The following is a 21,631-nucleotide window of genomic DNA, read 5'->3' on the forward strand; positions in this document are numbered from 1 at the left end:
TCAGTGGCCGAACGGATCGGGCACCTCACCCGGCGTCCACGACAACCCCGGAACTCCCCAGCCGTGCGACTTCAGCATGCGCTTCGCACTTCGCGCATGCCGGCCGAGCAGCCGGTCGAGATACAGCTGACCGTCCAGATGCCCGGTCTCGTGCTGCAGCATCCGCGCGAACAGATCCTCGCCCTCCAACGTCACTGGCGACCCGTCCGCGTCCAGACCCGTCACACGCGCCCATTTCGCACGGCCCGTCGGAAACGACTCGCCGGGCACCGACAGGCAGCCCTCGTCGTCGTTCTCGGGATCCGGCATGGTTTCCGGGATTTCGGATGTCTCGAGCACCGGGTTGATCACCACGCCCTTGCGGCGCACCGTCTTACCGCGCGCTTCGGCACAGTCGTAAACGAAAATCCGCAGCGGCACGCCAACCTGGTTGGCCGCCAAGCCGACTCCGTTCGCCGCCTCCATGGTTTCGTACATGTCTGCGATCAGCTTGCGCACATCCTCGGGGATCGACCCGTCCGGCCCGACCTCTACGGGTTTGGTCGGGTTGTGCAAGACGGGATCTCCGACGATCCGGATCGGCAGCACGGTCACGGACGAACAGCTTAGTCAGCCGACTCGCGGGCTCGGCTGACGCGTGCGTGCAGTCAACCGTGATTGAATGCTTGCCGAAACCCACGGGATGTCATCGAAGTTCTGCAGAGGGGTCCGAGGAGCGATATGGACGGCGCCATGGCGCGGGCAAAGCAGTCGGATGATGACGCTGAACCCGTCGACGGGCTGACTCGCCGAGAACACGACATCCTCGCGTTCGAGCGACAGTGGTGGAAGTTCGCCGGCTCCAAAGAAGAAGCCATCAAGGAGTTGTTCTCCATGTCGGCCACTCGCTACTACCAGGTGCTCAACGCGTTGGTGGACCGGCCCGAGGCGCTGGCCGCCGACCCGATGCTGGTGAAGCGGTTGCGCCGGCTGCGAGCCAGCCGGCAGAAGGCCAGGGCGGCGCGCCGACTGGGCTTCGACCTCACCTGAGCTCTCCGGCCGATCCGATGCCCTGGCTACAGTGGGCACGATGAATCAGCGCGTACCCGACTCCCGCGGCCTGCCTCTGCGGGCCATGGTGATGGTGCTGCTGTTCCTCGCCGTGCTGTTTCTGCTGCTGGGAATTCAGGCGGCGGTGTCCGGTGATAAGTCCAGCGATCAGGCGACGTCAGCGGCCACCACCACGACCGCCACGACGACGGCCGCCCCGGCCAAGGCCGCCGTGCTCGTCTACAACATCTCCCAGGTGGAGGGCGCCGCCGCGCGCACCGGCGACCAGCTGACGCAAGCCGGCTGGTCCGTCACTGTCGAGCCCAACACCCTCGAGTTGCCCGACGTCACCGCCACCACGGTGTGGTTCACCGACGCTCCGGGTGAGAAGGAGTCGGCGGAGGAAGTGGCCAAGCTGCTGAACAACGCACCGGTGGAGGCCCGGCGCCCCGAACTCGCGAACCTGCCGCCCGGCGTCATCGTGACCGTCACCGGATAGGCTTCCTGCCATGGTCAAACCCGCCACAGTCGCTGCCATCCTGTTGACCGTCCCCGCTCTGGCATTGAGCGCCTGCAGCCCGAACCAGAAGCCGAGCACCAGTCCCGGCACCACGCCGCCGGTCTGGACGGGCGCCTCGTCGCCGTCGGCGTCGCCCACCCACTCGCCGGGGGCGCAGTCGCCCGGTGCCCCCGCGCCGGCGGGCCAGGGCAAGAAGCTCACCGCGCAGCTGGCGAACCCGACCGGCAAGCCCGTCGCCACCGCCACGATCGAGTTCTCGGACGGCTACGCCACGGTCACCGTCGAGACGGTCAGTGACGGCGTGTTGTCGCCCGGCTTCCACGGCATGCACATCCACCAGGTCGGCAAATGCGAGGCCAACTCGGTGGCACCCACCGGCGGCCCGCCAGGGGACTTCCTCTCCGCCGGCGGCCACTTCCAAGTTCCCGGGCACGACAGCCATCCCGCCAGCGGCGACCTCACCTCGCTTCAAGTGCGCTCCAACGGCGCCGCAAAGCTGGTGACCACCACCGACGGCTTCACTGCCGAACAGCTGCTCGCCGGGCAGGGCACCGCGATCATCATCCACGAGAAGGCCGACAACTTCTCCAACATCCCCACCCGCTACAGCGAGGCAGGCCCCGACGCTGAGACGCTCGCTACCGGTGACGCGGGTAAGCGGTTGGCCTGCGGTGTCATCACCGGGTAGCAAGACCCGACGCCGGATCGACTTCGCTGCGTCGCCCCGTCCCACCGTCGGCGTGGAATGGGAGTTCGCGCTCGTCGACGCCGAGACCCGCGACCTGTCCAACGAAGCGGCCACGGTGATCGCCGAAATCGGCGAGAACCCCAAGGTGCACAAGGAATTGTTGCGCAACACCGTGGAGTTCGTCACCGGTGTCTGCGACACCACCCCGCAGGCGATAGAGGATCTGCGCGCCACGCTGGTCACCGCGCGCGAGATCGTGCGCGGTCACGGCATGGAGCTGTTCTGTGCCGGCACCCATCCATTCGCCAAGTGGTCGGCGCAGAAGCTCACCGACGCTCCGCGCTACGCGGAACTGATCAAGCGCACACAGTGGTGGGGACGCCAGATGCTGATCTGGGGAGTGCACGTGCACGTCGGCATCTCCTCGGCGCACAAGGTGATGGCGATCATCTCGTCGTTGCTCAACCAGTACCCGCACTTGTTGGCGCTCTCCGCGTCGTCGCCGTTCTGGGCCGGCGAGGACACCGGCTATGCCAGCAACCGGGCCATGATGTTCCAGCAACTGCCGACGGCCGGTCTGCCGTTCCAGTTCCGCACGTGGAGCCAGTTCGAAGGATTCGTCCACGACCAGAAGAAGACCGGCATCATCGACCACATCGACGAAATCCGTTGGGACGTAAGACCTTCTCCGCATCTGGGCACCGTCGAGGTGCGGATCTTCGACGGCGTGTCCAACCTGCGTGAGCTCGCCGCGCTGGTGGCGTTGACGCACTGTCTGGTGGTGGACCTCGACCGGCGTCTGGACGCCGGCGAGTCGCTGCCCGTGATGCCGCCGTGGCATGTACAGGAAAACAAGTGGCGCGCAGCCCGTTACGGGCTGGATGCGGTGATCATCCTCGACGCCGACAGCAACGAACGGTTGGTCACCGAGGACCTCGACGACCTGCTGACCCGGCTCGAGCCGGTCGCCCAGTCATTGGGCTGCGCCGACGAACTCGCTTCTGTCGCAGAGATTCTTAAGGTCGGCGCGTCGTACCAGAGGCAGCGACGCATCGCTGAGGACAACGACGGCGACCTGCGGGCGGTGGTCGACGCGTTGGTCGGCGAGCTGGACATCTGATGGAGCGCGAGCTGCCGATGTTCCCGCTCGAGGTGGCGCTGCTGCCCGACGACGACCTGCCGCTGCGAATCTTCGAACCGCGCTATTCGCAACTGGTCGCCGACTGTTTGGCAGCCGACGACCCGGTTTTCGGGGTCGTGTTGATCGCGGCTGGCCGGGAGGTCGGCGGCGGCGACGACCGCTACGACGTCGGAGCGCTGGCACGCATCGTCGAGCATCGTGCCCTCGGGGCGGGGAAGTACACGTTGCGGTGTCGGGTGTCCGAACGCATCCGGGTACAGCGCTGGCTGCCCGACGACCCGTATCCGCGTGCGGTGGTGCACAGCTGGCCCGACGAACCCGGCGAGCCTGTCACCGACGAGGCGATCCAAGTTCTGGCCGACCGCGTGATGTCGTTGTTCGAACGGCTCGCAGCGGCGAGGGGAGCCGAAATGCCGCCGCGGGACATGCTTTTCGCGGGCGTCACACTCGCCGATACCCCGGGTGAAAAGCTGTACGCGCTGGCGTCCACGGTGCCGATGGGCCAGGCGGACCGCTACGCGGTGCTGTCGGCGCCGTCGCCGTACGCGCGGCTGCAGGCAATCTCCGAAGCGGTCGAGACCATGGCCGCGTTGATCGACTTCCAGCTGCCGGACTGAGCCCAGTCAGCTGTCCTCGTCCAGTTCGTCGACGGTGAGCAGGTCGTCGCGGACGTTTCGTTCGCGGTATGCCAGCTGCCCCACGCGGTTGGCGACCACCGGCGCGGTGATCAACGTGAACATGCCGGTGAGGATCAGCATTCCGACGTCGACGTTGCCGCGCAGCTGAATCGCCGCGCCCAGCAACACCAACAGCATCCCGAAGGTCTGAGGCTTGGTGGCGGCGTGCATGCGCGACAGCGTGTCCGGGAAGCGGACCACACCGATCGAGGCCGTCAACGCCAGCGCGGAGCCGGTCAACACCACCACCGCGGTCACCACGTCCAGCACGTTCATCCTCCGTCGCTCTTCGCGCGAGCGCTCATCGGCCCCGGTCCTCCGGTGCCACGTCGGGCACCCGGAACCGCGCGACACTGACCGAGCCGACGAAACTGATCAACGACAGCGCGGTGATTCCGTACACGACCGTGGAATCCAGGCTGAACGCCGCCCAAGTGCCCAAGCCGCACATCGCCACGGCAACCAGAGTGTCGACGCCCACCAACCGGTCCAATGTGCTGGGGCCGGCCAAAATTCGAAAGGTGGTGAGTCCGGCTGCGGCAGTCAGCATGACGGCCGCGATCATCCAGACGGTGGTCATGCGTTCTCCTCGACGGCGGGTTTCCAGTCTTCGTCGCGCTCGAACGCCGCGATCAGCAGCCGCTCCAGCTCTGCGACCTCGCGGTAGAACCGGTCGACGGCACGCCGGGAGCCGACGTCGAGCACATGGACGTACACCAGGCGCCGGTCACGGTCGATCTCCAGCACCATCGTGCCCGGCGTGACGTTGATCGCATGCACTGCAAGCGCGAGCACCAGATCCGACTTCAGCGACAGTCTGGCCCGCAGCACCGCGCTCATCGGCGGCGGTCCGGGCTTGATCGACAGCCATGCCACCTGCAGGCTCGACACCACCAGATTGCGGCCGATCACCAGGTTCACCCGGGCCAGCGACAGGGGATGTAAACGGCCCTCCACCGGCACCACAGGCAGCGGCAGCAGCACGACGATCAGCAGCGCCACCGCCAGCCCGCTGAGCACATTGGCGGCAGAAAGCGTGCCCCACAGCAGAATCCACACCGCGACCAGCCAGCAGATCGACCACACCCGCAAGGCCCACCGCCGGCTCATCGGGACACCACCGCCGTGATGTAGCGGTCGCGGTCGAGCACCTCGGCGGCCGCACGGTCGGCATAGGAGAAAAACGGCCCGGCCAAGAACGTCAACGCCAGTCCCACCGCGATCAGCGCCATCGTCGGCGCCAGCATGCCGAACGGCATCCGGCCCACGTCGTCGCGGTCGATGAACGAGACGTCCTCGTCGGCGTCGTCGAGAAGCACGGTCGGACCGGCGCTGGACAGCGCGCCCTCGGGTGCGTCTGCGCGCGGACGCCAGAACGCCTTGCTGTACACCCGCGACACGGCGTACAGCGTCAGCAGGCTCGTGGTGACTGCACCACCCACCAACACCCACGACAGCACCGACCCGTCGCTGGCCCCTGCCTGCAGCAGCGCGACCTTGCCGAGGAACCCCGAAAACGGCGGAATGCCACCGAGATTCAGCGCCGGTATCAAATACAGCAGGGCCAGCAGAGGGCTCGCACTGGCCAGACCACCGAGCCGGCGCAGTGTCGACGCCCCGGCCTGTCGCTCGATGAGCCCCGCAACCAAGAACAACGTCGTCTGCACGACGATGTGGTGGGCGACGTAGTAGATCGCTCCGGACATGCCGGGCCGGGTGGCCAGCGCGATGCCGAAGACCATGTAACCGATGTGGCTGACGAGCGTGAACGACAGCAACCGCTTGATGTCGTTCTGCGCGATCGCGCCGAGCACCCCGACCAGCATGGTCACCAGCGCCGCTACCAACAGCACCGTGTCCAGCCCGCCGCCGGGAAACAGCAGCGAATGAGCCCGGATGATCGCGTACACACCGACTTTCGTGAGCAGTCCGGCGAAGACGGCGGTCACGGGCGCGGGCGCGGTGGGGTAGGAGTCAGGCAGCCAGGTGGACAACGGGAACACCGCCGCTTTGATACCGAAGGCGACCAGCAGCACCCCGAACAGCGCGCTGCGCACACCCGGCGCGACGCTGTCAAGCCGCACCGCGAGCTCGGCCATGTTCAGCGTGCCGGTCGCCGCGTAGATCAGCGCGATCGCGAGCAGAAAGATCAGCGACGAGACCATCGACACCATCACGTACGCGATGCCTGCGCGCACCCGGTCCGCGCTGGCCCCGACGGTCAGCAGCACGAAACTTGCGGTCAGCAGCACCTCGAAGCCTACGAACAGGTTGAACAGGTCACCGGCCAAGAACGCACCGCACACACCGGCTGACAGCACGAGGTAGGTGGGCAGAAAGATCGACACCGGCTGGCGGTGGTCGCCGTCGCGGATACCCTGGCCGATCGCGTAGAGCACCACGGCCAGCAGCACGATCGACGAAACCACCATCATCAGCGCCGAGAGCCGGTCCACGACGAGCGTGATCCCGAGCGGCCCAAGGCCTGGCACTGTCTGCCCCCATCCGCCGACGTGGACGGCGACGGTGCCGTCGCGGTCCGTCAGATAGATCAACGTGACGCAGACGGCGACGACGGCGCCGAGCGCGAGCAGGCTGATTGTGCGCTGCAAACGAGGATGGCGACCGACGAACATCGTGAGCGCCGCCCCACCGGCGGGGATCAGCACCGGAAGCGGAGTGAGGGTGGCTGCGACGCTCACGAGGTTTCTTGCGCCTTCTGCGAGTAGGCGGGCAGCGCGTCGAGTTCGGCGGGTTCGTCGGCGTCGTGGTCCGGCTCGGGGTGAACGACGTCGTCGTCGGACTCGTCGGTTGTCTGCTGGGAGACGCGGGTGTCCTCGGGATCGTCGCCCACTTCCTCCGCGGTGGTGAGCCGGTACGAGCGGTACGCCAGCGCGAGCACGAACGCCGCGACGCCCATGGTGATCACGATTGCGGTGAGAATCATGCCCTGCACCAACGGGTCGGCGGTGGTGGTGCGGCCGGCGCTGGTGCGCCCGAAGATCGGCGGGTTACCCGACGCCCCGCCCACCGACAGGATCAGCAGGTTCACCGCATTGCCGATCAGCAAGAGCCCCAGCAACATTCGGGTGAGGCTGCGCTCGAGCAGTAGGTAGACCCCGCAGCTGGTGAGCACGCCGATCAGCGCGAGAGGAACCAACGAGGTGGTCATCGGAATGCCGCCTTTCTGGATTCGGCTGCGCCAGGGGCGAGTTCGTCGTCCAGCCGTGCGCCCAGGCTGCGCAGCACGTCGAGCACCAGCCCCACGACGATCAGATAGACGCCGAGGTCGAAGAACAGTGCGGTGACGAACTTGACATGGCCCAGCACCGGGACGTCCACCTCGATCAGCGCCGACGACAGCACCGGTGCACCCAACAGCAATGAGCCCACCGCGGTGCCCACCGACAGCGCCAGCCCGACGCCCAGCACCTTGCCGACGTCGATCGGCAGCGTCTCGCCGAGCTCGTAGCGGCCCCCGGCCAGATACCGCAGCACCAACGCCAGCCCGGCGGTCAGCCCGCCCGCGAATCCGCCGCCGGGCGTGTTGTGCCCGGCGAAGAAGAAGTAGACCGACAGCACCATGATCAACGGGAAGATCACCCGGGTGGCGACCTCCAGCACCAGGGAGCGGTGGCGCGGGTCGCGCAGCTCGCTGCCGCGAAGCCACGTCACGTCGCTGCTGACCGGTGCCGGGTGCGGAGCATCGGACACTCTGGGTGCGGCGCCGAAGCGCCTGTGCCGGAACACCATTGACGCGACACCGGTGGCCGCGACCAGCAGCACCATGATCTCGCCGAGCGTGTCCCACGCGCGGATGTCCACGAGCAGCACGTTGACGGTGTTGGAGCCGTGGCCCCGCTGGTGGGCGGCCGTGGGCAGCACCGACGCGATCGAGGCGCCGGTGCGCGCCGCCATTGCGAACACGGCGAGCGTTGTGACGCTAGCGCCCACGGCCAGCGCGAGCGTGATGCGTTTCCACCGGTGCTGCCTGATGTTCGTGGCCGGCGCCTCGGCGGGCAGTGCACGCAGCACGAGCACGAACACCACGAGAGTCAGTGTCTCGACGAGGAATTGGGTCAGCGCCAGGTCCGGTGCACCGTGCAGCGCGAAGATCACGCCGCAGCCGTAGCCGGTGATTCCGACCAGCAGTACGCCGGCCAGCCGGTTGCGCATGATTGTGGTCCCCACCGCCGCTGCGACGATCAACAGGCCCACCAGCGGCTGCAGTGCGGAGTCCCAGAGCCGGAACTGCGGGCGGTCGCGGGCGCCGAACAGCAGCGCACCAACCGGCAGCAGTACCAGCGTCGAGAGGATCACCGCCTGTGTCGCAGGAATCGAGCCGCGCTGCGTCACAGCGGTGACCTTGAGCGAAAGGCGGTCTGCTGCGCGCACCACCGCGTCGTAGCCACGGTCGGCATTGCCCAGCGGAAGCCAGCCAATGCGCATGCGCCGCAAGCGATCTCGTAGCACGAACGCCCCGGCGCCGGCAACCAGCACTACCGCCGACAGCACCAGGGCCAAGCTGACGCCGTGCCACAGTGACAGCGTGTAGGTGTGTTCGCCGGGCAGAACGTCGGCGTAGTCGTCGAGCACGTCGTCCAGCCATCCGGGCGCCAAGCCGAGCGCCAAACTGACTGCGGCCAGGATTGCCGGTGGCACAAGGAAACTCGCCGACGGCCGGTGCATGTGGAGCACCAGTGAGCTGGGCTCGCTGCGGCCTTTGCGGGCGAACGCACCCCACAGGAACCGGAAGCTGTAGATGGTGGTGAAGATCGAGCCGAGCACCACTGCAGCCAGCACCACCGGAGCGGCGGAGCCGAGCGACGCGCTGTGTGCCAGCGTCTCGAAGTCGGCCTCTTTGGCGACGAAGCCCAGAAACGGCGGTACGGCGGCCATGCTCGCGGTGGCGAACGCGGCGACGACGAACAACGCCCGGTTGCGGTTGCCCAGCCACGCGAGCCGGCGGATGTCGCGGGTGCCGGTGGAGTGGTCGATGATGCCGACGACCATGAACAATGTCGCCTTGAACAACGCGTGCGCCACCAACAGGGCCAGCCCGGCGAGCATGAGGTCGCCGCCGCCGGCGCCGACGAGCAGCGTGATGAAGCCGAGTTGGCTGACGGTGCCGAATGCCAGGATCAGCTTGAGGTCGTACTCGCGAACTGCGCGCCAGCCGGCAAGCAGCATCGTGGCCAGCCCCAGGATCACCACGGTCGGGCGCCACGGCGGCGCGTCGGCGAAGCCGGGGGTGAGCCGCGCAACCAGGTACACGCCGGCCTTCACCATCGCGGCGGCATGCAGGTAGGCGCTGACCGGTGTGGGCGCCGCCATCGCGCCCGGCAGCCAGAAGTGCAGCGGCACCAGCGCGCTCTTGCTGACCGCACCGACCAGCAGCAGCGTCAGGCCCACGCTTGTGACCGCCCCGGACGGCGGATCCGCGACCAGTTCGGACAGCCGGTAGGTGCCGGCGGTGTGGCCGAGCACGATGATGCCGACGAGCATGGCCAGGCCACCGGCGGTGGTGACCAGCAGTGCCTGCATCGCGGCGCGGCGGCTGGTGGCCCGCTCGGCGTAGTGCGCCACCAGCAGGAACGACAGCACCGTGGTCAGCTCCCAGAACATGTAGAGCAGAAGCATGTTGTCGCTGACCACCACACCGAACATCGCGCCGGCGAATGCGACGAGTTCGGCGGCGAAACTGGGCAGACGGTGCTCTGTGCGCCCGTCGTGATGGTGGAAGTACTCAGCGCAGTAGAACAGCACAAGCGCGCCGATGCCCAGGACCAGCACCGCCATGACCGCCGACAGCGGGTCGAGGCGCAGATCCAGGCTGATCGACAGCTCGGGCACCCACGGAATGTGCTCGGTGTAGACGTCGGTTGGCTTCGGCCAGTGCAGCACCACCCAGATCAGCGATGCGGCCGGGACGACTGCCAGCGGGTAGAACGCTTTGCGGCCCCACTGGTACACCAGCAGCGGCGCCACCACGGCAGCGACCGTGTGGGCGAGCAGGATGGCGAGCATGGGGTGAACTCAGTCTACGGACGCGGCTTGGGCTTTCCTTTTGGCCTCTTGGACGACTGGGCGCCGGTCTAACGGGGCTCAGCGGCCGGCCGCGAACGCCCGTAGCGAGTCCACCTGCATCGGGTCCAGCGACGGCCGCACCTTCTCCCGCGCCGCCGCGACGTCGGCGGCGGTGACGTCGGCCGCGTCGATCGAGCGCCGCATCGCGGTCAGCGCCGCTTCCCGCAGCAGTGCGACGCAGTCTGCGCCGCTGTAGCCGTCCAGCTCGGCGGCGACTGCGTCCAGGTCGACGTCCGCCGACAGCGGCACGGACTTGCCCGCGGTGCGCAGGATCTCGCGGCGGGCATCTGCATCCGGAGGCTCGACGAACACCAGCCGCTCCAGCCGGCCCGGCCGCAGCAGCGCAGGGTCGATGAGGTCCGGGCGGTTGGTGGCACCGAGCACGACGACGTCGCGCAGTGGCTCGATGCCGTCCAGCTCGGTCAGCAGCGCCGCCACCACCCGGTCGGTGACGCCGGAGTCGAAGCTCTGGCCGCGCCGCGGCGCCAGCGCGTCGATCTCGTCGAGGAACACCAGCGACGGCGCCGAGTCGCGGGCGCGACGGAACAACTCGCGCACCGCTTTCTCCGAAGCCCCCACCCATTTGTCCATCAGCTCGGCACCCTTGACCGCATGCACCGACAGCCGGCCCGAGCTGGCCAGCGCGCGCACCACGAACGTCTTGCCGCATCCGGGTGGGCCGTAGAGCAGCACTCCGCGCGGCGGCTGAATTCCCAAGCGCGCGAACGTCTCCGGATGCTGCAGCGGCCACAGCACCGCTTCGGTGAGCGCCTGCTTGGTGTCGGCCATGTCGCCGACGTCTTCGAGCGTGACCCCGCCGACGGCTATCTCCTCGGTCGCCGACCGGGACAGCGGGCGGATCACCGTCAGCGCGCCGGTGAAGTCGTCCTGGGTCAGCGCCGGCGGTGTGTCCGCTTCGCTGGCGCGAGCCGCCGCCCGCAGTGCCGCCTCGCGCACCAGCGCGCCAAGATCGGCTCGCACGAATCCTGGTGTCTTGGAAGCGATTTCGTCAAGATTCAGATTCTCGGCGGGCACGCCGCGAAGCAGCACCTCCAGCAGCGCCTTGCGGGTGGCGCCGTCGGGCAGGCTCAAGCCGAGTTCGCGGTCGCACAATTCCGGTGAGCGCAGCCGCGGGTCCAGCACGTCAGGCGCTTGCGAGGTCGCGACGAACGCCACGCCGTCAGTGGCCACCGCGGTGCGCAGCTCGGCCAGGATCAGCGTGCTCACCGGTTCAGCCGGTGACGGCAGCAGCGCGTCGACGTCGGTGATCAGCAGCACTCCGCCGCCGTCGCGCACCTTGGCCACCGCGTCGGCCACTGCCTTGAGTCGTTCTTGGGCCGCCAGCGCGCCGACGTCGGGGCCGTCGAGTTCGACGAGCCGGCGGTCGGCGCAGACGGCGCGCACCATCGTCGCCTTGCCGACCCCCGCGGGACCGGACACCAAGACGCCGAGATTGGCTGTGGCTCCGAGCTTTCGGAGCAGTTCGGGTTCGTCGAGCGCGAGCCGCAACCATTCGGCCAACCTCGCCGCCTGGGCTTCGGCGCCTTTGAGGTCGGCGACGGCGACCGGCGGTGTGGCCGGCTGGTAGGTGGAGACCGCGCGCGGCGCGGCCGTCGGCACGCCTTCGCCCCAGGTGACCGACGAGTTCGGCTGCACGCTGACCGGCCCGGCCGGGTCCGTGCCGGTGACCGTCAAGAGCTCCGAGGTCCAGGTGATGCCGACCGACGACGCCAGCGCTGCGCTGGCCGCCGACGTCGACGTGCCGGGACCCAGGTCGCGGGGCAGCAGCGAAACCGTGTCACCGACCGTCATCACCTTGCCCAGCAATGCCATCCGCAGCGTCGCCGGCGAAATGGATTGCCGCGCAAGGTTGGACCCGGCCAGCGTCACCGACTTGGCGCCGTACACCGTCACCGGCGCCACGATCACCGGGGTGTCCTCGCGCAGCCCGGCGTTGGAGAGCGTCACGTCGTCGAGCAGGATCGTGCCGGCCGGCACGTCGGCACCGGCCAGCCCCGCCACGGCCGCGGTGGTGCGCGAGCCGGTCAGCGACACCGCATCCCATTCCCTGATGCCAAGGGCGGCAAGGGCTTCCGCGTGCAGGCGGACGACGCCGCGTCGCGAATCCACCGCGGAGGTGTTCAGCCGCGCGGTCAGGGTCAGGGTCGGCGCCATGTCACCGCTGCGGCCGGCGCAGGCCCAGCCGCGCCACCGATCGGCGATGCGGCTGCTGAGCCCGGCGGCTGGCGCGGCGCTGTACCCGGCGCTGCCGCGGTTTGTCATCCCATGTTTCGGGATGGTTTGCGGCCCAGCGGTTGCTGCGCCAGGCGAACGGGATGTGGATGACGTAGCTGACGATGATCACCATCAACACGATTGGCCCGAATTTGATCGACGCGGCGATGCCCAATGCCAGCAACGCCAGCAGCGGCACCACCATGTTCGACGGCACCGAGAAGGTGTGCACTTTGCGCATCGGGATGGTGCTGACCACGAGCAGCGACACGCCGATCATCCACAGCGATACCGTCCATTCCGACGTCCACCAGCCGTGACCGAACTGCAGCTGCACGGCCAGCGGTCCGATCGCGCCGATCGCCCCGGCCGGTGCCGGCATGCCGACGAAGTAGTCCTTCATGTACGCGGGCTGCTCTTCGTCGAGCGCCGCGTTGTACCGCGCCAGCCGCAGCACGATGCACGACGTGTACAGCAGCACCACGATCAAGCCGACCTGCGATCCCGACAGCAGGGTCCAGTACACGATGAACGCCGGCGCGACGCCGAAGTTCACCGCGTCGGCCAGCGAGTCGATCTCCTCACCCATGCGTGAGGTGGCCTTGAGAACGCGAGCGATCCGACCGTCGAGCGCGTCGAGGATCGCGGCGACGGCCAGCAGCGCCAGAGCCGGTTTGAGGTCCCCGTCGTGCGCCCACACCACCGACGTCAGCGCGAGGCAGATGGCGGCGACGGTCATCGCACTGGGCAGCAGGTAGAGGCTCTTCTGCCGCTTGCTCACCCGTGTGGTCATGGCAGTTCGGCGATGACGGTCTCGGCCCCGATCGCGCGCTGGCCCGGCTTGACCGGCACAGTCGACCCTTCGGGGAAGTAGGTGTCCAGCCGGGAGCCGAAGCGGATCAGGCCGTAGGTGTCGCCGATGCTGAGCTTGTCGCCGGCGCGCGCGTCGCACACGATGCGGCGTGCCAGCACCCCGGCGATCTGCACGACCACCACGTCATGGCCGTCCGGTGTGCGGATCCACATGCTGTTGCGCTCGTTCTCGGCGCTGGAACGCGGCCGGTCCGCGGACCCGTGCGCGCCGGGCCGATGCCGCACGGCGACCACCTCACCGGCGACTGGAACCCGTTGCACGTGCACGTCGAACAGCGACAGGAAGATGCTGACCCGCGGCATCGGCTGCTCCGGCAACCCGAGTTCGGCCGGCGGCACCGCGGTGTCGACCAGCGTGATCTGCCCGTCGGCAGGGGCCACCACGACACCGGGACGGTCCGGTGGCACCCGGGCCGGGTGGCGGAAGAACAGCGCGAACGCGCCGGCCGCCGACAGGCCCGTCGTGCGCAGCCACCGGTTCCTGGCCCCGGCCGCCGCGACCGCGAGACCCGCCGAGACGAACGGCAACCCCGCGGGGTGCATCGGCGGAACGGTCGAACGGACCAGCTCGATGAGCCGGGAGGCTTCCGACTCGGAGTCGTCAGCCGGGAGATGTGGGCGTCTTGCCATTGGCCGCTATCTTAAGTCCCACACTTGCACCTGCGCTCCGGCCGCCATTTCGGTGACGTCCTCGGGGATTTCGAGCAGACAGTTCGCCGACGCCAGCCACCGCAGGTGATGCGATGCGGGCGGCCCGTACGTCGTCACGTGATCCCCGTCCAGCACGCCGCGGCGAAACTGACGCTTGCCGCGCGGCGACGTCAGCGCATCGGCCAGCACTGCTGCGCGCCTGGGCCGGTGCGGCGACGGCAAGCCCATCGCGATGCGCAGGGCGGGCCGGACGAACACCTCGAACGACACCAGCGCGCTGACGGGGTTGCCCGGCAGCGTGACCACCGCAGTGTCGTTCAACTGGCCGGCACCCTGCGGCATGCCGGGTTGCATCGCGACCTTGACGAACTCGATGCCGTCGTCCCGCAGCGAGTCTTTGACCACCTCGTAGGCGCCTGCGCTGACCCCACCTGTGGTGACCACGAGGTCGGCCAGGCCGGCGTATGTCTGGAGCGCATGGCGGAAATCACCGACGTCGTCACCGGTCATCGGGGCGGCTACCACCTCGCCGCCGGCGTCGCGCACCGCGGCGGCCAGCATCACCGCGTTGGATTCGTAGATCTGTCCCGGCCGAAGTGGCTGCCCCGGCGGCACCAGCTCCTCGCCCGTCGACACCACCAGCACACGCTGCCGCGGGATCACGGCCAGCTCGGTGAGCCCGAGTGCGGCGGCCAGCCCCAGCGCGGCCGGCGTGACGATCTGTCCGGCCCGCAGTGCGGTCATCCCGGCGGCGACGTCCTCGCCGGCCCGGCGGATGTGCTGACCGAGCCTCGGCGCTGCGCGCACCGCGACCGTGTCCGTTCCGGCGTCGGTGACCTCCACCGGCACCACGGCCGTCGCACCCGCCGGCACCGGCGCGCCGGTCATGATCCGGTGCGCGGTACCGGGTTTCAGCGTCAGCGTGTCGGTGCGGCCGGCGGGAATGTCTTCAACCACCGGCAGCACCACCGGATTCTCCGGGCTGGCGGCGGCGACATCGTCGGCCACCACTGCGTAGCCGTCCATCGCGGAGTTGTCGAAACCGGGCAACGACAGCGGCGCTACCACGTCGTCGGCGAGCACCAGTCCCGCCGCCTCGGCCAGCGGAACCCGCATCGCCGGCCGCGGCCGGATCAACCCGGCGACTACCCGGGCGTGCTCCTCGACCGAGCGCATCAGACGGGATACGTGACGCCGGTCAGTTCCTCCGACACCTCCCACAGCCGGCGCTGGAGCTGCGGGTCATGGGACTGCTTGCTGGATTTCACCACCTTGGGATGCCCGCGCTGCTCGCCCAGCCCGTCTGGCCCGTAGTACTGGCCGCCCTGCGCCGTGGGGTCGGTGGCCGCGCGCAGCGTCGGTAGCGCGCCCATCTCGGCGCTCTGCGCGAACACGTTCCACACGGCTTGTGCGGTCGAGCGAATCCAGCCCGGCATGTTGCGCAGCAGTTCGGTGTTCGAGCCGCCGGGATGCGCCGCCAGCGCATCGGTTGGCGCACCCTTGAGCTTCAGGCGGCGCTGCAGCTCGTAGGTGAACAACAGGTTGGCCAGCTTGGACTGCCCGTAGGCGGCCACCCGGTTGTAGCCGCGGTCCAGGTTCAGATCGTCGAAATGGATCTTGGCCATGATCCGGTGGGCCATGCTGCTGACCGTCACCACCCGCGAGCCGTCGATGGGAAGCAGGCGCTCCAACAGCAAGCCGGTGAGCGCGAAGTGGCCGAGGTGGTTGGTGCCGAATTGCAGCTCGAAGCCGTCCTTGGTGGTGCTCTTGTCGGTGTACATCACGCCTGCGTTGTTGATCAGCAGGTCGATCCGCTGGTGGTTGCCCTTCAGCTCCTCGGCCGCCTCACGGATCTGCTGCAGCGAGGTCAGATCCAGGTGCTGCAACGCGACGACGGCGTTCGGGTTGTCGGCGCTGATCTGCGCCGCGGCCTGCTTGCCCTTGTCCAGGTTGCGCACCGCCAGCACCACGTGGGCGCCCATGTCGGCGAGCGCCTTGGCGGTCCAGAACCCCAAGCCGGTGTTGGCTCCGGTGATGATCGCGATCCGGCCCGACTGGTCGGGAATGTCAGCGGTGGTCCACTTGCTGCTCATCGTCTCTCCTTCAGGCCGCACGTATCGTCATACCGGTCAAAGCTAATCCAACAGGAATCTGTCGTTGCTTACGTTCGCCGAGCCTGCGAATCCCCCTAGCCGTCGTGCACCGTTGATGTGGGCGCTGTCTGCGCTGTCCGCGTGGATCGTGCCGGCGGCCTCCCAGGTGGTGTGGTGGGTGGTGCAGCCGTCGCACCTCTGGTGGCATCTGGCTGTCGCGTTCGCGACGATCGTGCTGATGGCATTGCACGTCGGCGTGGTTCCGGCGTGGCGCTATCGGGTGCACCGCTGGGAGATCAGCTCGCAGGCGGTGTTCACACGCAGCGGGTGGCTGGTGCAGCAGCGGCGCATCGCGCCGATCTCGCGGGTGCAGACCGTAGACACGTACCGCGGCCCGCTGGACCGGCTTTTCGGGTTGGCCAACGTGACCGTGACGACGGCCTCGTCGGCCGGTGCGGTGCACATCGTCGCTTTGGACGCCGACGTGGCTGATCGTCTTGTCGCGCAACTCACCGACATCGCGGCGCTGGGCGCCGAGGACGCGACGTGACCTCCTGGCAACGGCTGAGCCCGCGCATGCTGTTGGTGCATCCGGTGCACGAGGTGCTGCGTCAGTTGCCGGTGCTGGTCGGGTCGTTGGTTCTGGGATCCTCGACAGGCAACAACAGCTGGCCGCTTGCAGCGCTGGGCGTGGTGGTCGGAATCGGGCTGCTGCGTTGGGTTTTCACCACATACCGCATCTCTGACGAGTATCTGGAGCTGCGCACCGGTGTGCTGCGTCGGCGGTCGATGTCTGTGCCGCGCAACAGGATTCGGTCAGTACAGACCGACTCGCGGTTACTGCACCGGATGCTCGGCCTGACCGTGCTACGGGTGGGCACCGGTCAGGAGGCGCATCGCGACAATGCGTTCGCGTTGGACGCGGTGGCGGCCGCGCAGGTGCCGCAGCTGCGTGCGGCGCTGCTGGCTGAGTCGGTGCCGTTGCCCGAACAGGCTGTAGGACAGGTGCTGGCGCGCTGGCACCCGTCGTGGTTGCGGTATGCGCCGCTGAACTTCTCGGGTGTGGTGATGATCGGCGCCGTGATCGGCCTGGCCTACCAGGCAGGCGTCGGCGTGACGTTGTCCGAACGGGTGGCGAAGGCCGGCACCGAGGCGGCGCACCGGGCCGGCATCGCGGTCGTCGTCGCCGTCGGCGTTGTCGCTGTACTGCTGGTGTCGTTGTCGCTGGCGGTGCTGTGGTCGTGGGCGACCTACGGAAACCTGGTGCTGCGCCGCGATGCCGGCGTTCTGCATCTGCGCCACGGGGTGCTGCGGGTGCGCGAGCACACCTTCGACATGCGGCGGCTGCGCGGCGGCACACTTCGTGAACCGTTGCTGGTCCGGTTGTTGCGGGGCGCGCGGCTGGACGCGGTGATGACGGGCGTGCACGGCGAAGGGGAGTCGTCAGTGCTGCTGCCACCGTGCCCGGCGGCGACCGCAAAGGCGGTTCTGGCCGAGCTGGTCGACGACGAAGCGGCCGTCGACGGGCCGTTGCGCGGGCATGGCCGGGCGGCGGCGCGCCGGCGCTGGACCCGGGCAATGGCTGTCCCGGCCGTGTCGGCTGCGGTGATTTGCCTTGCGCCGCTTCCGGTTTGGGTATGGGCGGGGTGGGCGGCCGCAGCGGCGGTGTGCGCACTGCTGGCGATGGACCGCGTCCGGTCCCTGGGGCATCGAGTGGCCGACGGCTGGCTTGTCGCACGCACCGGCAGCCTGGAACGCCGGCGCGACTGCATCGCATGCGAGGGCATCATCGGCTGGACCGTGCGCCAGACGCTGTTTCAGCGGCGCGCCGGCGTCGCGACGTTGATCGCCGCCACCGCGGCCGGACGCAAGCACTACCAGCTGATCGACGTGCCCGCCGAGCTGGCGTGGTCAGTGGCCGCCGAGGCGTCGCCGTGGGTGGCCGACAGCATCTGGACCCGCCGCTAGTTTCCGCGAGGGTGCGTGTCTGCGCACCGACACGCCGACGCCAGGCGTACCAGAGTGCACACTCGCGCCCATTGAGCGCCCCGTTTATCGTCGGGACCATGGGCGTCGGCGGGGTGTTGTTCGACATCGACGGCGTGCTTGTCACGTCCTGGAAGCCGATCGAGGGTGCCGCCGAGACGGTGCGCATCCTCACCGACCACCAGATCGCCTGCTCGTATTTGACCAACACCACCACGCGTACCCGCCAGCAGATCGCCGAGGCCCTGGCCGACGCCGGCATCACCGTGCGCCCCGACGAGGTGATCACCGCGGCGGCGCTCACCGCCGAGTATGTGCGCCAGAACTACCCGCACGCGCGATGTTTCCTGGTCAACAGCGGCGACATCACCGAAGACATGCCCGGCGTCGACGTCGTCGCCTCCACGGAATACGCCGACGACGGACCGCCGGACGTCATCCTCATGGGCGGGGCCGGCCCCGAGTACGACCACCTCACGCTCAGCCGCGTCTACGACTGGATGGCCCAGGGCGTGCCCGTCGTCGCAATGCACCGCAGCACGGCCTGGACCACCACCGAGGGATTGCGGATCGACACCGGCATGTACCTGATCGGGATGGAGCAGACCTCCGGACGGAAGGCCACCGCCGTCGGCAAGCCCGCGCCGGCGGGATTCCTCGCCGCGGCTGCCCGCCTCGGCGTCGACCCGGAACAGATGTACATGGTTGGCGACGATCTCAACAACGACGTGCTGGCCGCCCAGGTGGTCGGCATGACGGGTGTGCTGGTGCGCACCGGCAAGTTCCGTCAAGACACGTTAGATCGTTGGGCCGCAGACGAATTCGCGATGCAGCCGAACCACGTCATCGATTCGGTGGCCGACCTGCCGGAGCTGCTGGGGCTGTCGCGATGACTTCACCGCCCGGCGCAGGTCTGTATCGGTGTGACTGACAGCATCCACTCCACACTGACCATCCACGCGCCCGTCGACGCCGTGTTCGACGTGCTGGCCGACCCCGCTACGCCCCAGGCGATCGACGGCACCGGCTGGGTGCGCGAATCGCTGGACGAGAAGCGCCTGACTGAGCCGGGCCAGCTGTTTCGGATGGCGATGTACCACGACAACCACCCCCACAAGCACTATCAGATGGCCAATCGCGTCGAGGTTTTCGACCGCCCGCGCGTGATCGCCTGGCAGCCCGGCCAAGAGAACGGGAACGGCAACGTCGAATTCGGCGGCTGGATCTGGCGCTACGACCTCGAGCCCGCCGGCTCGGACCATACTGAAGTGACGCTGACCTACGACTGGTCGGCAGTGCCACAGCAGCTGCGCGAACACATCGGTTTCCCGCCGTTCGACCTGTCGCACCTCGAGAATTCGCTGACCAACCTCGCGCGGCTGGCGCAAGCCCGCTAAGCCTTCAGGGTGCGCACGGCCTCGATGCGTGCTCTGAGCTGGTCGGTGGTCGCCGCCGCCACCGGCGGTCCGCCGCAGATCCGCCGCAGCTCGTTGTGAATCCAGCCGTGTGGCTTGCCGGTTCGGTGATGCGCGATGGACACCAGCGTGTTGAGCTCACGACGCAGCTCGCGCAGCTGGCCGTGGGTGGTGCGCGGTGCCGGGACCTCGCCTGCGGCGGTACGCCGGGTCAGCTGTTCTTCTTGCCTGCGGTGCAACAGGTCTCGCATCTGGGAGGCGTCCAGCAGCCCGGGGATGCCGAGGTAGTCGGCCTCCTCGTCGCTACCGGCGGGCGTCGCGGTGCCGAACGACGCGCCGTCGAAGATCACCTGATCGAGCTCAGCGCTGGCGCCCAGCGACTCGAACCCCTTGTCCTCGGTCGGCTCGCTGCGGCGACGTTCGGCCAGCTCGCCCTCCAGCGGGTCGCCGAGCGATTCGCGATGCGGACGGCCCAGCACATGGTCGCGTTGCGCCTCCAACTGGCTGGCCAAATCCAGCAGCGACGGTACCGACGGAAGGAAGATGCTCGCGGTTTCGCCGGGACGTCGGGAGCGCACGAAACGCCCGATCGCCTGCGCGAAGAACAGCGGCGTCGACGCGCTCGTCGCGTACACACCGACCGCCAGCCGCGGCACGTCGACACCCTCGGACACCATGCGCACTGCCACCAGCCACGGATTGGTGCCGGCTGAGTACTCGGCAATGCGTTTGGACGAACCCGGATCGTCGGAGAGCACGACGGTCGGCTGCTCGCCGGTGAGCCGGGTGAGCACCTCGGCATACGCGCGGGCCGCAGTCTGGTCGGAGGCGATCACCATCGCTCCGGCGTCCGGCATGCCGCCGACCCGCAGCTGGCGCAGCCGGGTGTCGGCGGCCTGCAGCACGGCGGGGATCCATTCCCCGGAAGGATCCAGCGCGGTGCGCCAGGCGCGTGCGGTCTGCTCGGCGGTCAGCGGCTCGCCGAGCCGGGCCGCGTGCTCCTCTCCGGCGCTGCTGCGCCACCGCGCCTCGCCGGAGTACGCCAGGAACACGACCGGCCGGACCACACCGTCGGCCAGTGCCTCGGCGTAGCCGTAGGTGTGGTCGGCGCGCGAGCGCAGCACGCCCTCGCCGTCGGGCTCGTACCTCACGAACGGAATCGGTGCGTCGTCGCTGCGGAATGGCGTACCGGTCAGCGCCAGCCGGCGCGTCGCGTCGTCGAACGCTTCGCGGATGGCGTCACCCCAGCTTTTCGCGTCGCCGCCGTGGTGGATTTCGTCGAACACCACCAGCGTGCGGTAGTGCTCGGTGCGGATCCGGTGCCGGACCGGATGGCTGGCCACTTGCGCGTAGGTGACCACGACGCCGTGGTACTCCGACGACGTGTGCCCCGAGGCGTTGCTGAACTTGGGATCGAGCGCCATACCGGCGGATGCAGCCGCTGCCGCCCACTGCGTCTTGAGGTGCTCGGTGGGCACCACCACGGTGATCCGTTCCACGGTGCCGTCGGCAAGCAGCTCGCCGGCCACGCGTAGGGCAAACCTGGTCTTGCCGGAACCGGGAGTGGCCACGGCAAGAAAATCGCGCGGCCGCGCGGCAAGATACCGCACCAATGCCCGACGCTGCCAGCCCCGCAAAGCCTGGGTGTCGGGCGCAGCACCAGCCCGCACCCAAGACTCCTCACTGATCGAAGAACAGTGTAGCGCAAGGGATTACGGCCACACGCCGTTACGGCACCCAGAAGTTGTCGTGGCGAATGAACCACTCGCGGCGCTCATCGTCGGTCATGTCGCCGAGCTGGGGAAGTCCCTCGAAATACTGCTCGCGCGGTGCGCCTGGAGCAAACAACATCAAGATCGACGCCGGTTCGTCGGCTTCGTTGCGGAAACCATGCACGCCGCCCGGTGGGACATAGAGGAAGTCGTTGCGTGCGCCGTCCACCCACTCGCGCCCGTCGTAGAGCTTGATGCTGCCGGACAGCACGAAGAACGCCTCGGACATCGCCCGGTGGAAGTGCGGGCCCGGTCCGCCGGCCCTCGCGGCCAGCTCGACGCGATACAGCCCGTAGTCGCCGTCGGTTTTCTGCTGGTTGGCCAGGTAGTGGTATTCGACCAGCCCACCTGCCACGTAGTCGGCGGGCTGGTCGCCACGACGCAGGCTGGCGCTGACCTCGGGTTCGTGGGCGGTGTACCGGGCCGGCGGATAGGGCGGTACGACGAGCGACATCGCCCCAAGC

The 21,631-nt window shown here is 68.6% G+C and carries 23 protein-coding genes; 9 read left to right on the forward strand and 14 right to left on the reverse strand.

The genetic code is table 11. The annotated features are described in order from the left end of the window. Complete coding sequence (locus tag AC5Y39_RS01965; protein ID WP_500016034.1) at positions 1 to 594, reverse strand: peptide deformylase; 594 nt, start codon at positions 592 to 594, stop codon at positions 1 to 3. 126 nt (positions 595 to 720) lie between these two features. Here AC5Y39_RS01965 and napA point away from each other — a divergent pair, with 126 nt between their 5' ends. From napA to AC5Y39_RS01990, 5 genes are read left to right on the forward strand one after another with little or no spacing between them, the layout of a single operon-like run. Continuing rightward, positions 721 to 1,029, forward strand: coding sequence for a nucleoid-associated protein NapA (gene napA, locus AC5Y39_RS01970; protein ID WP_499905523.1), 309 nt, complete (start codon positions 721 to 723; stop codon positions 1,027 to 1,029). A gap of 40 nt (positions 1,030 to 1,069) precedes the next feature. After that, entirely contained in the window at positions 1,070 to 1,528 is a 459-nt protein-coding gene (locus AC5Y39_RS01975) for a LytR C-terminal domain-containing protein (RefSeq protein WP_500016035.1), read from the forward strand. 10 nt (positions 1,529 to 1,538) lie between these two features. After that, on the forward strand, positions 1,539 to 2,237 hold the full coding sequence (gene sodC, locus AC5Y39_RS01980; protein WP_500016036.1) for a superoxide dismutase[Cu-Zn]: 699 nt from the start codon (positions 1,539 to 1,541) through the stop codon (positions 2,235 to 2,237). Then, a complete protein-coding gene (locus AC5Y39_RS01985; protein WP_500016037.1) occupies positions 2,221 to 3,357 on the forward strand; it encodes a glutamate--cysteine ligase in 1,137 nt (378 codons plus the stop codon). The genes sodC and AC5Y39_RS01985 overlap by 17 nt, the downstream gene beginning before the upstream one ends. After that, positions 3,357 to 3,995: an LON peptidase substrate-binding domain-containing protein gene (locus AC5Y39_RS01990; RefSeq protein ID WP_500016038.1), complete on the forward strand. Its 639-nt coding sequence runs from the start codon at positions 3,357 to 3,359 to the stop codon at positions 3,993 to 3,995. The genes AC5Y39_RS01985 and AC5Y39_RS01990 overlap by 1 nt, the downstream gene beginning before the upstream one ends. A 6-nt stretch (positions 3,996 to 4,001) precedes the next feature. Here the strand turns inward: AC5Y39_RS01990 and mnhG are convergent, their stop codons facing one another. The 11 genes from mnhG to AC5Y39_RS02045 form a co-directional block, all read right to left on the reverse strand. Beyond that, positions 4,002 to 4,331: a monovalent cation/H(+) antiporter subunit G gene (gene mnhG / locus AC5Y39_RS01995; RefSeq protein ID WP_500016039.1), complete on the reverse strand. Its 330-nt coding sequence runs from the start codon at positions 4,329 to 4,331 to the stop codon at positions 4,002 to 4,004. 25 nt (positions 4,332 to 4,356) lie between these two features. Then, on the reverse strand, positions 4,357 to 4,635 hold the full coding sequence (locus tag AC5Y39_RS02000; RefSeq protein ID WP_500016040.1) for a monovalent cation/H+ antiporter complex subunit F: 279 nt from the start codon (positions 4,633 to 4,635) through the stop codon (positions 4,357 to 4,359). Beyond that, the gene (locus AC5Y39_RS02005) at positions 4,632 to 5,165 is read right to left on the reverse strand and encodes a Na+/H+ antiporter subunit E (protein ID WP_500016041.1); all 534 of its coding nucleotides are present in this window, start codon (positions 5,163 to 5,165) and stop codon (positions 4,632 to 4,634) included. The genes AC5Y39_RS02000 and AC5Y39_RS02005 overlap by 4 nt, the downstream gene beginning before the upstream one ends. Beyond that, positions 5,162 to 6,757, reverse strand: coding sequence for a Na+/H+ antiporter subunit D (locus AC5Y39_RS02010; RefSeq protein WP_500016042.1), 1,596 nt, complete (start codon positions 6,755 to 6,757; stop codon positions 5,162 to 5,164). Before AC5Y39_RS02010 ends, AC5Y39_RS02005 begins: the two co-directional genes overlap by 4 nt. Continuing rightward, positions 6,754 to 7,227: a Na(+)/H(+) antiporter subunit C gene (locus AC5Y39_RS02015; RefSeq protein ID WP_500016043.1), complete on the reverse strand. Its 474-nt coding sequence runs from the start codon at positions 7,225 to 7,227 to the stop codon at positions 6,754 to 6,756. Before AC5Y39_RS02015 ends, AC5Y39_RS02010 begins: the two co-directional genes overlap by 4 nt. Beyond that, on the reverse strand, positions 7,224 to 10,082 hold the full coding sequence (locus tag AC5Y39_RS02020) for a Na+/H+ antiporter subunit A (RefSeq protein ID WP_500016044.1): 2,859 nt from the start codon (positions 10,080 to 10,082) through the stop codon (positions 7,224 to 7,226). Before AC5Y39_RS02020 ends, AC5Y39_RS02015 begins: the two co-directional genes overlap by 4 nt. Before the next feature lie 78 nt (positions 10,083 to 10,160). Continuing rightward, complete coding sequence (locus AC5Y39_RS02025; RefSeq protein WP_500016127.1) at positions 10,161 to 12,317, reverse strand: AAA family ATPase; 2,157 nt, start codon at positions 12,315 to 12,317, stop codon at positions 10,161 to 10,163. Between the two features lies 1 nt (position 12,318). Then, entirely contained in the window at positions 12,319 to 13,170 is an 852-nt protein-coding gene (locus AC5Y39_RS02030) for a CDP-alcohol phosphatidyltransferase family protein (protein ID WP_500016045.1), read from the reverse strand. Beyond that, the gene (locus AC5Y39_RS02035) at positions 13,167 to 13,880 is read right to left on the reverse strand and encodes a phosphatidylserine decarboxylase (RefSeq protein WP_500016046.1); all 714 of its coding nucleotides are present in this window, start codon (positions 13,878 to 13,880) and stop codon (positions 13,167 to 13,169) included. The genes AC5Y39_RS02030 and AC5Y39_RS02035 overlap by 4 nt, the downstream gene beginning before the upstream one ends. A gap of 6 nt (positions 13,881 to 13,886) precedes the next feature. Further along, positions 13,887 to 15,077, reverse strand: a complete 1,191-nt coding sequence (moeA, locus tag AC5Y39_RS02040) for a molybdopterin molybdotransferase MoeA (RefSeq protein WP_500016047.1) — start codon at positions 15,075 to 15,077, stop codon at positions 13,887 to 13,889. After that, complete coding sequence (locus AC5Y39_RS02045) at positions 15,077 to 15,994, reverse strand: SDR family NAD(P)-dependent oxidoreductase (RefSeq protein ID WP_500016048.1); 918 nt, start codon at positions 15,992 to 15,994, stop codon at positions 15,077 to 15,079. Before AC5Y39_RS02045 ends, moeA begins: the two co-directional genes overlap by 1 nt. Before the next feature lie 115 nt (positions 15,995 to 16,109). On the opposite strand from AC5Y39_RS02045, the gene AC5Y39_RS02050 reads away from it, so the two are divergent. The 4 genes from AC5Y39_RS02050 to AC5Y39_RS02065 all read left to right on the forward strand — a co-directional run bounded on the left by AC5Y39_RS02050 (position 16,110) and on the right by AC5Y39_RS02065 (position 19,377). Beyond that, complete coding sequence (locus AC5Y39_RS02050; RefSeq protein ID WP_500016049.1) at positions 16,110 to 16,544, forward strand: PH domain-containing protein; 435 nt, start codon at positions 16,110 to 16,112, stop codon at positions 16,542 to 16,544. Between the two features lie 26 nt (positions 16,545 to 16,570). Next, positions 16,571 to 17,962: a PH domain-containing protein gene (locus tag AC5Y39_RS02055; RefSeq protein ID WP_500016128.1), complete on the forward strand. Its 1,392-nt coding sequence runs from the start codon at positions 16,571 to 16,573 to the stop codon at positions 17,960 to 17,962. A gap of 98 nt (positions 17,963 to 18,060) precedes the next feature. Beyond that, the gene (locus AC5Y39_RS02060) at positions 18,061 to 18,873 is read left to right on the forward strand and encodes an HAD-IIA family hydrolase (protein WP_500016129.1); all 813 of its coding nucleotides are present in this window, start codon (positions 18,061 to 18,063) and stop codon (positions 18,871 to 18,873) included. A gap of 30 nt (positions 18,874 to 18,903) precedes the next feature. Next, a complete protein-coding gene (locus AC5Y39_RS02065; RefSeq protein ID WP_500016050.1) occupies positions 18,904 to 19,377 on the forward strand; it encodes an SRPBCC family protein in 474 nt (157 codons plus the stop codon). Here the strand turns inward: AC5Y39_RS02065 and AC5Y39_RS02070 are convergent. Together AC5Y39_RS02070 and AC5Y39_RS02075 are read right to left on the reverse strand one after the other, a co-directional pair. Next, entirely contained in the window at positions 19,374 to 21,065 is a 1,692-nt protein-coding gene (locus tag AC5Y39_RS02070; protein ID WP_500016051.1) for a DEAD/DEAH box helicase, read from the reverse strand. The genes AC5Y39_RS02065 and AC5Y39_RS02070 overlap by 4 nt on opposite strands. A gap of 58 nt (positions 21,066 to 21,123) precedes the next feature. Beyond that, a complete protein-coding gene (locus AC5Y39_RS02075) occupies positions 21,124 to 21,621 on the reverse strand; it encodes a cupin domain-containing protein (protein ID WP_500016052.1) in 498 nt (165 codons plus the stop codon). Between the last annotated feature and the right edge of the window lie 10 nt (positions 21,622 to 21,631).

The sequence above is a fragment of the Mycobacterium sp. NGS39 genome, from assembly GCF_059812765.1.

Bases quoted from the DNA above. Each gene is read 5' to 3' on its own strand.
- AC5Y39_RS02020 (WP_500016044.1), bottom strand. From the start codon at position 10,082: ATGCTCGCCATCCTGCTCGCCCACACGGTCGCTGCCGTGGTGGCGCCG.
- AC5Y39_RS01990 (WP_500016038.1), top strand. From the start codon at position 3,357: ATGGAGCGCGAGCTGCCGATGTTCCCGCTCGAGGTGGCGCTGCTGCCC.
- AC5Y39_RS02045 (WP_500016048.1), bottom strand. From the start codon at position 15,994: ATGAGCAGCAAGTGGACCACCGCTGACATTCCCGACCAGTCGGGCCGG.
- AC5Y39_RS02035 (WP_500016046.1), bottom strand. From the start codon at position 13,880: ATGGCAAGACGCCCACATCTCCCGGCTGACGACTCCGAGTCGGAAGCC.
- AC5Y39_RS02030 (WP_500016045.1), bottom strand. From the start codon at position 13,170: ATGACCACACGGGTGAGCAAGCGGCAGAAGAGCCTCTACCTGCTGCCC.
- AC5Y39_RS02055 (WP_500016128.1), top strand. From the start codon at position 16,571: ATGCTGTTGGTGCATCCGGTGCACGAGGTGCTGCGTCAGTTGCCGGTG.
- AC5Y39_RS02025 (WP_500016127.1), bottom strand. From the start codon at position 12,317: ATGGCGCCGACCCTGACCCTGACCGCGCGGCTGAACACCTCCGCGGTG.
- AC5Y39_RS02005 (WP_500016041.1), bottom strand. From the start codon at position 5,165: ATGAGCCGGCGGTGGGCCTTGCGGGTGTGGTCGATCTGCTGGCTGGTC.
- moeA (WP_500016047.1), bottom strand. From the start codon at position 15,077: ATGCGCTCGGTCGAGGAGCACGCCCGGGTAGTCGCCGGGTTGATCCGG.
- AC5Y39_RS02015 (WP_500016043.1), bottom strand. From the start codon at position 7,227: ATGACCACCTCGTTGGTTCCTCTCGCGCTGATCGGCGTGCTCACCAGC.
- AC5Y39_RS02000 (WP_500016040.1), bottom strand. From the start codon at position 4,635: ATGACCACCGTCTGGATGATCGCGGCCGTCATGCTGACTGCCGCAGCC.
- mnhG (WP_500016039.1), bottom strand. From the start codon at position 4,331: ATGAACGTGCTGGACGTGGTGACCGCGGTGGTGGTGTTGACCGGCTCC.
- AC5Y39_RS01975 (WP_500016035.1), top strand. From the start codon at position 1,070: ATGAATCAGCGCGTACCCGACTCCCGCGGCCTGCCTCTGCGGGCCATG.
- napA (WP_499905523.1), top strand. From the start codon at position 721: ATGGACGGCGCCATGGCGCGGGCAAAGCAGTCGGATGATGACGCTGAA.
- AC5Y39_RS02050 (WP_500016049.1), top strand. From the start codon at position 16,110: ATGTGGGCGCTGTCTGCGCTGTCCGCGTGGATCGTGCCGGCGGCCTCC.
- AC5Y39_RS02075 (WP_500016052.1), bottom strand. From the start codon at position 21,621: ATGTCGCTCGTCGTACCGCCCTATCCGCCGGCCCGGTACACCGCCCAC.
- sodC (WP_500016036.1), top strand. From the start codon at position 1,539: ATGGTCAAACCCGCCACAGTCGCTGCCATCCTGTTGACCGTCCCCGCT.
- AC5Y39_RS02060 (WP_500016129.1), top strand. From the start codon at position 18,061: ATGGGCGTCGGCGGGGTGTTGTTCGACATCGACGGCGTGCTTGTCACG.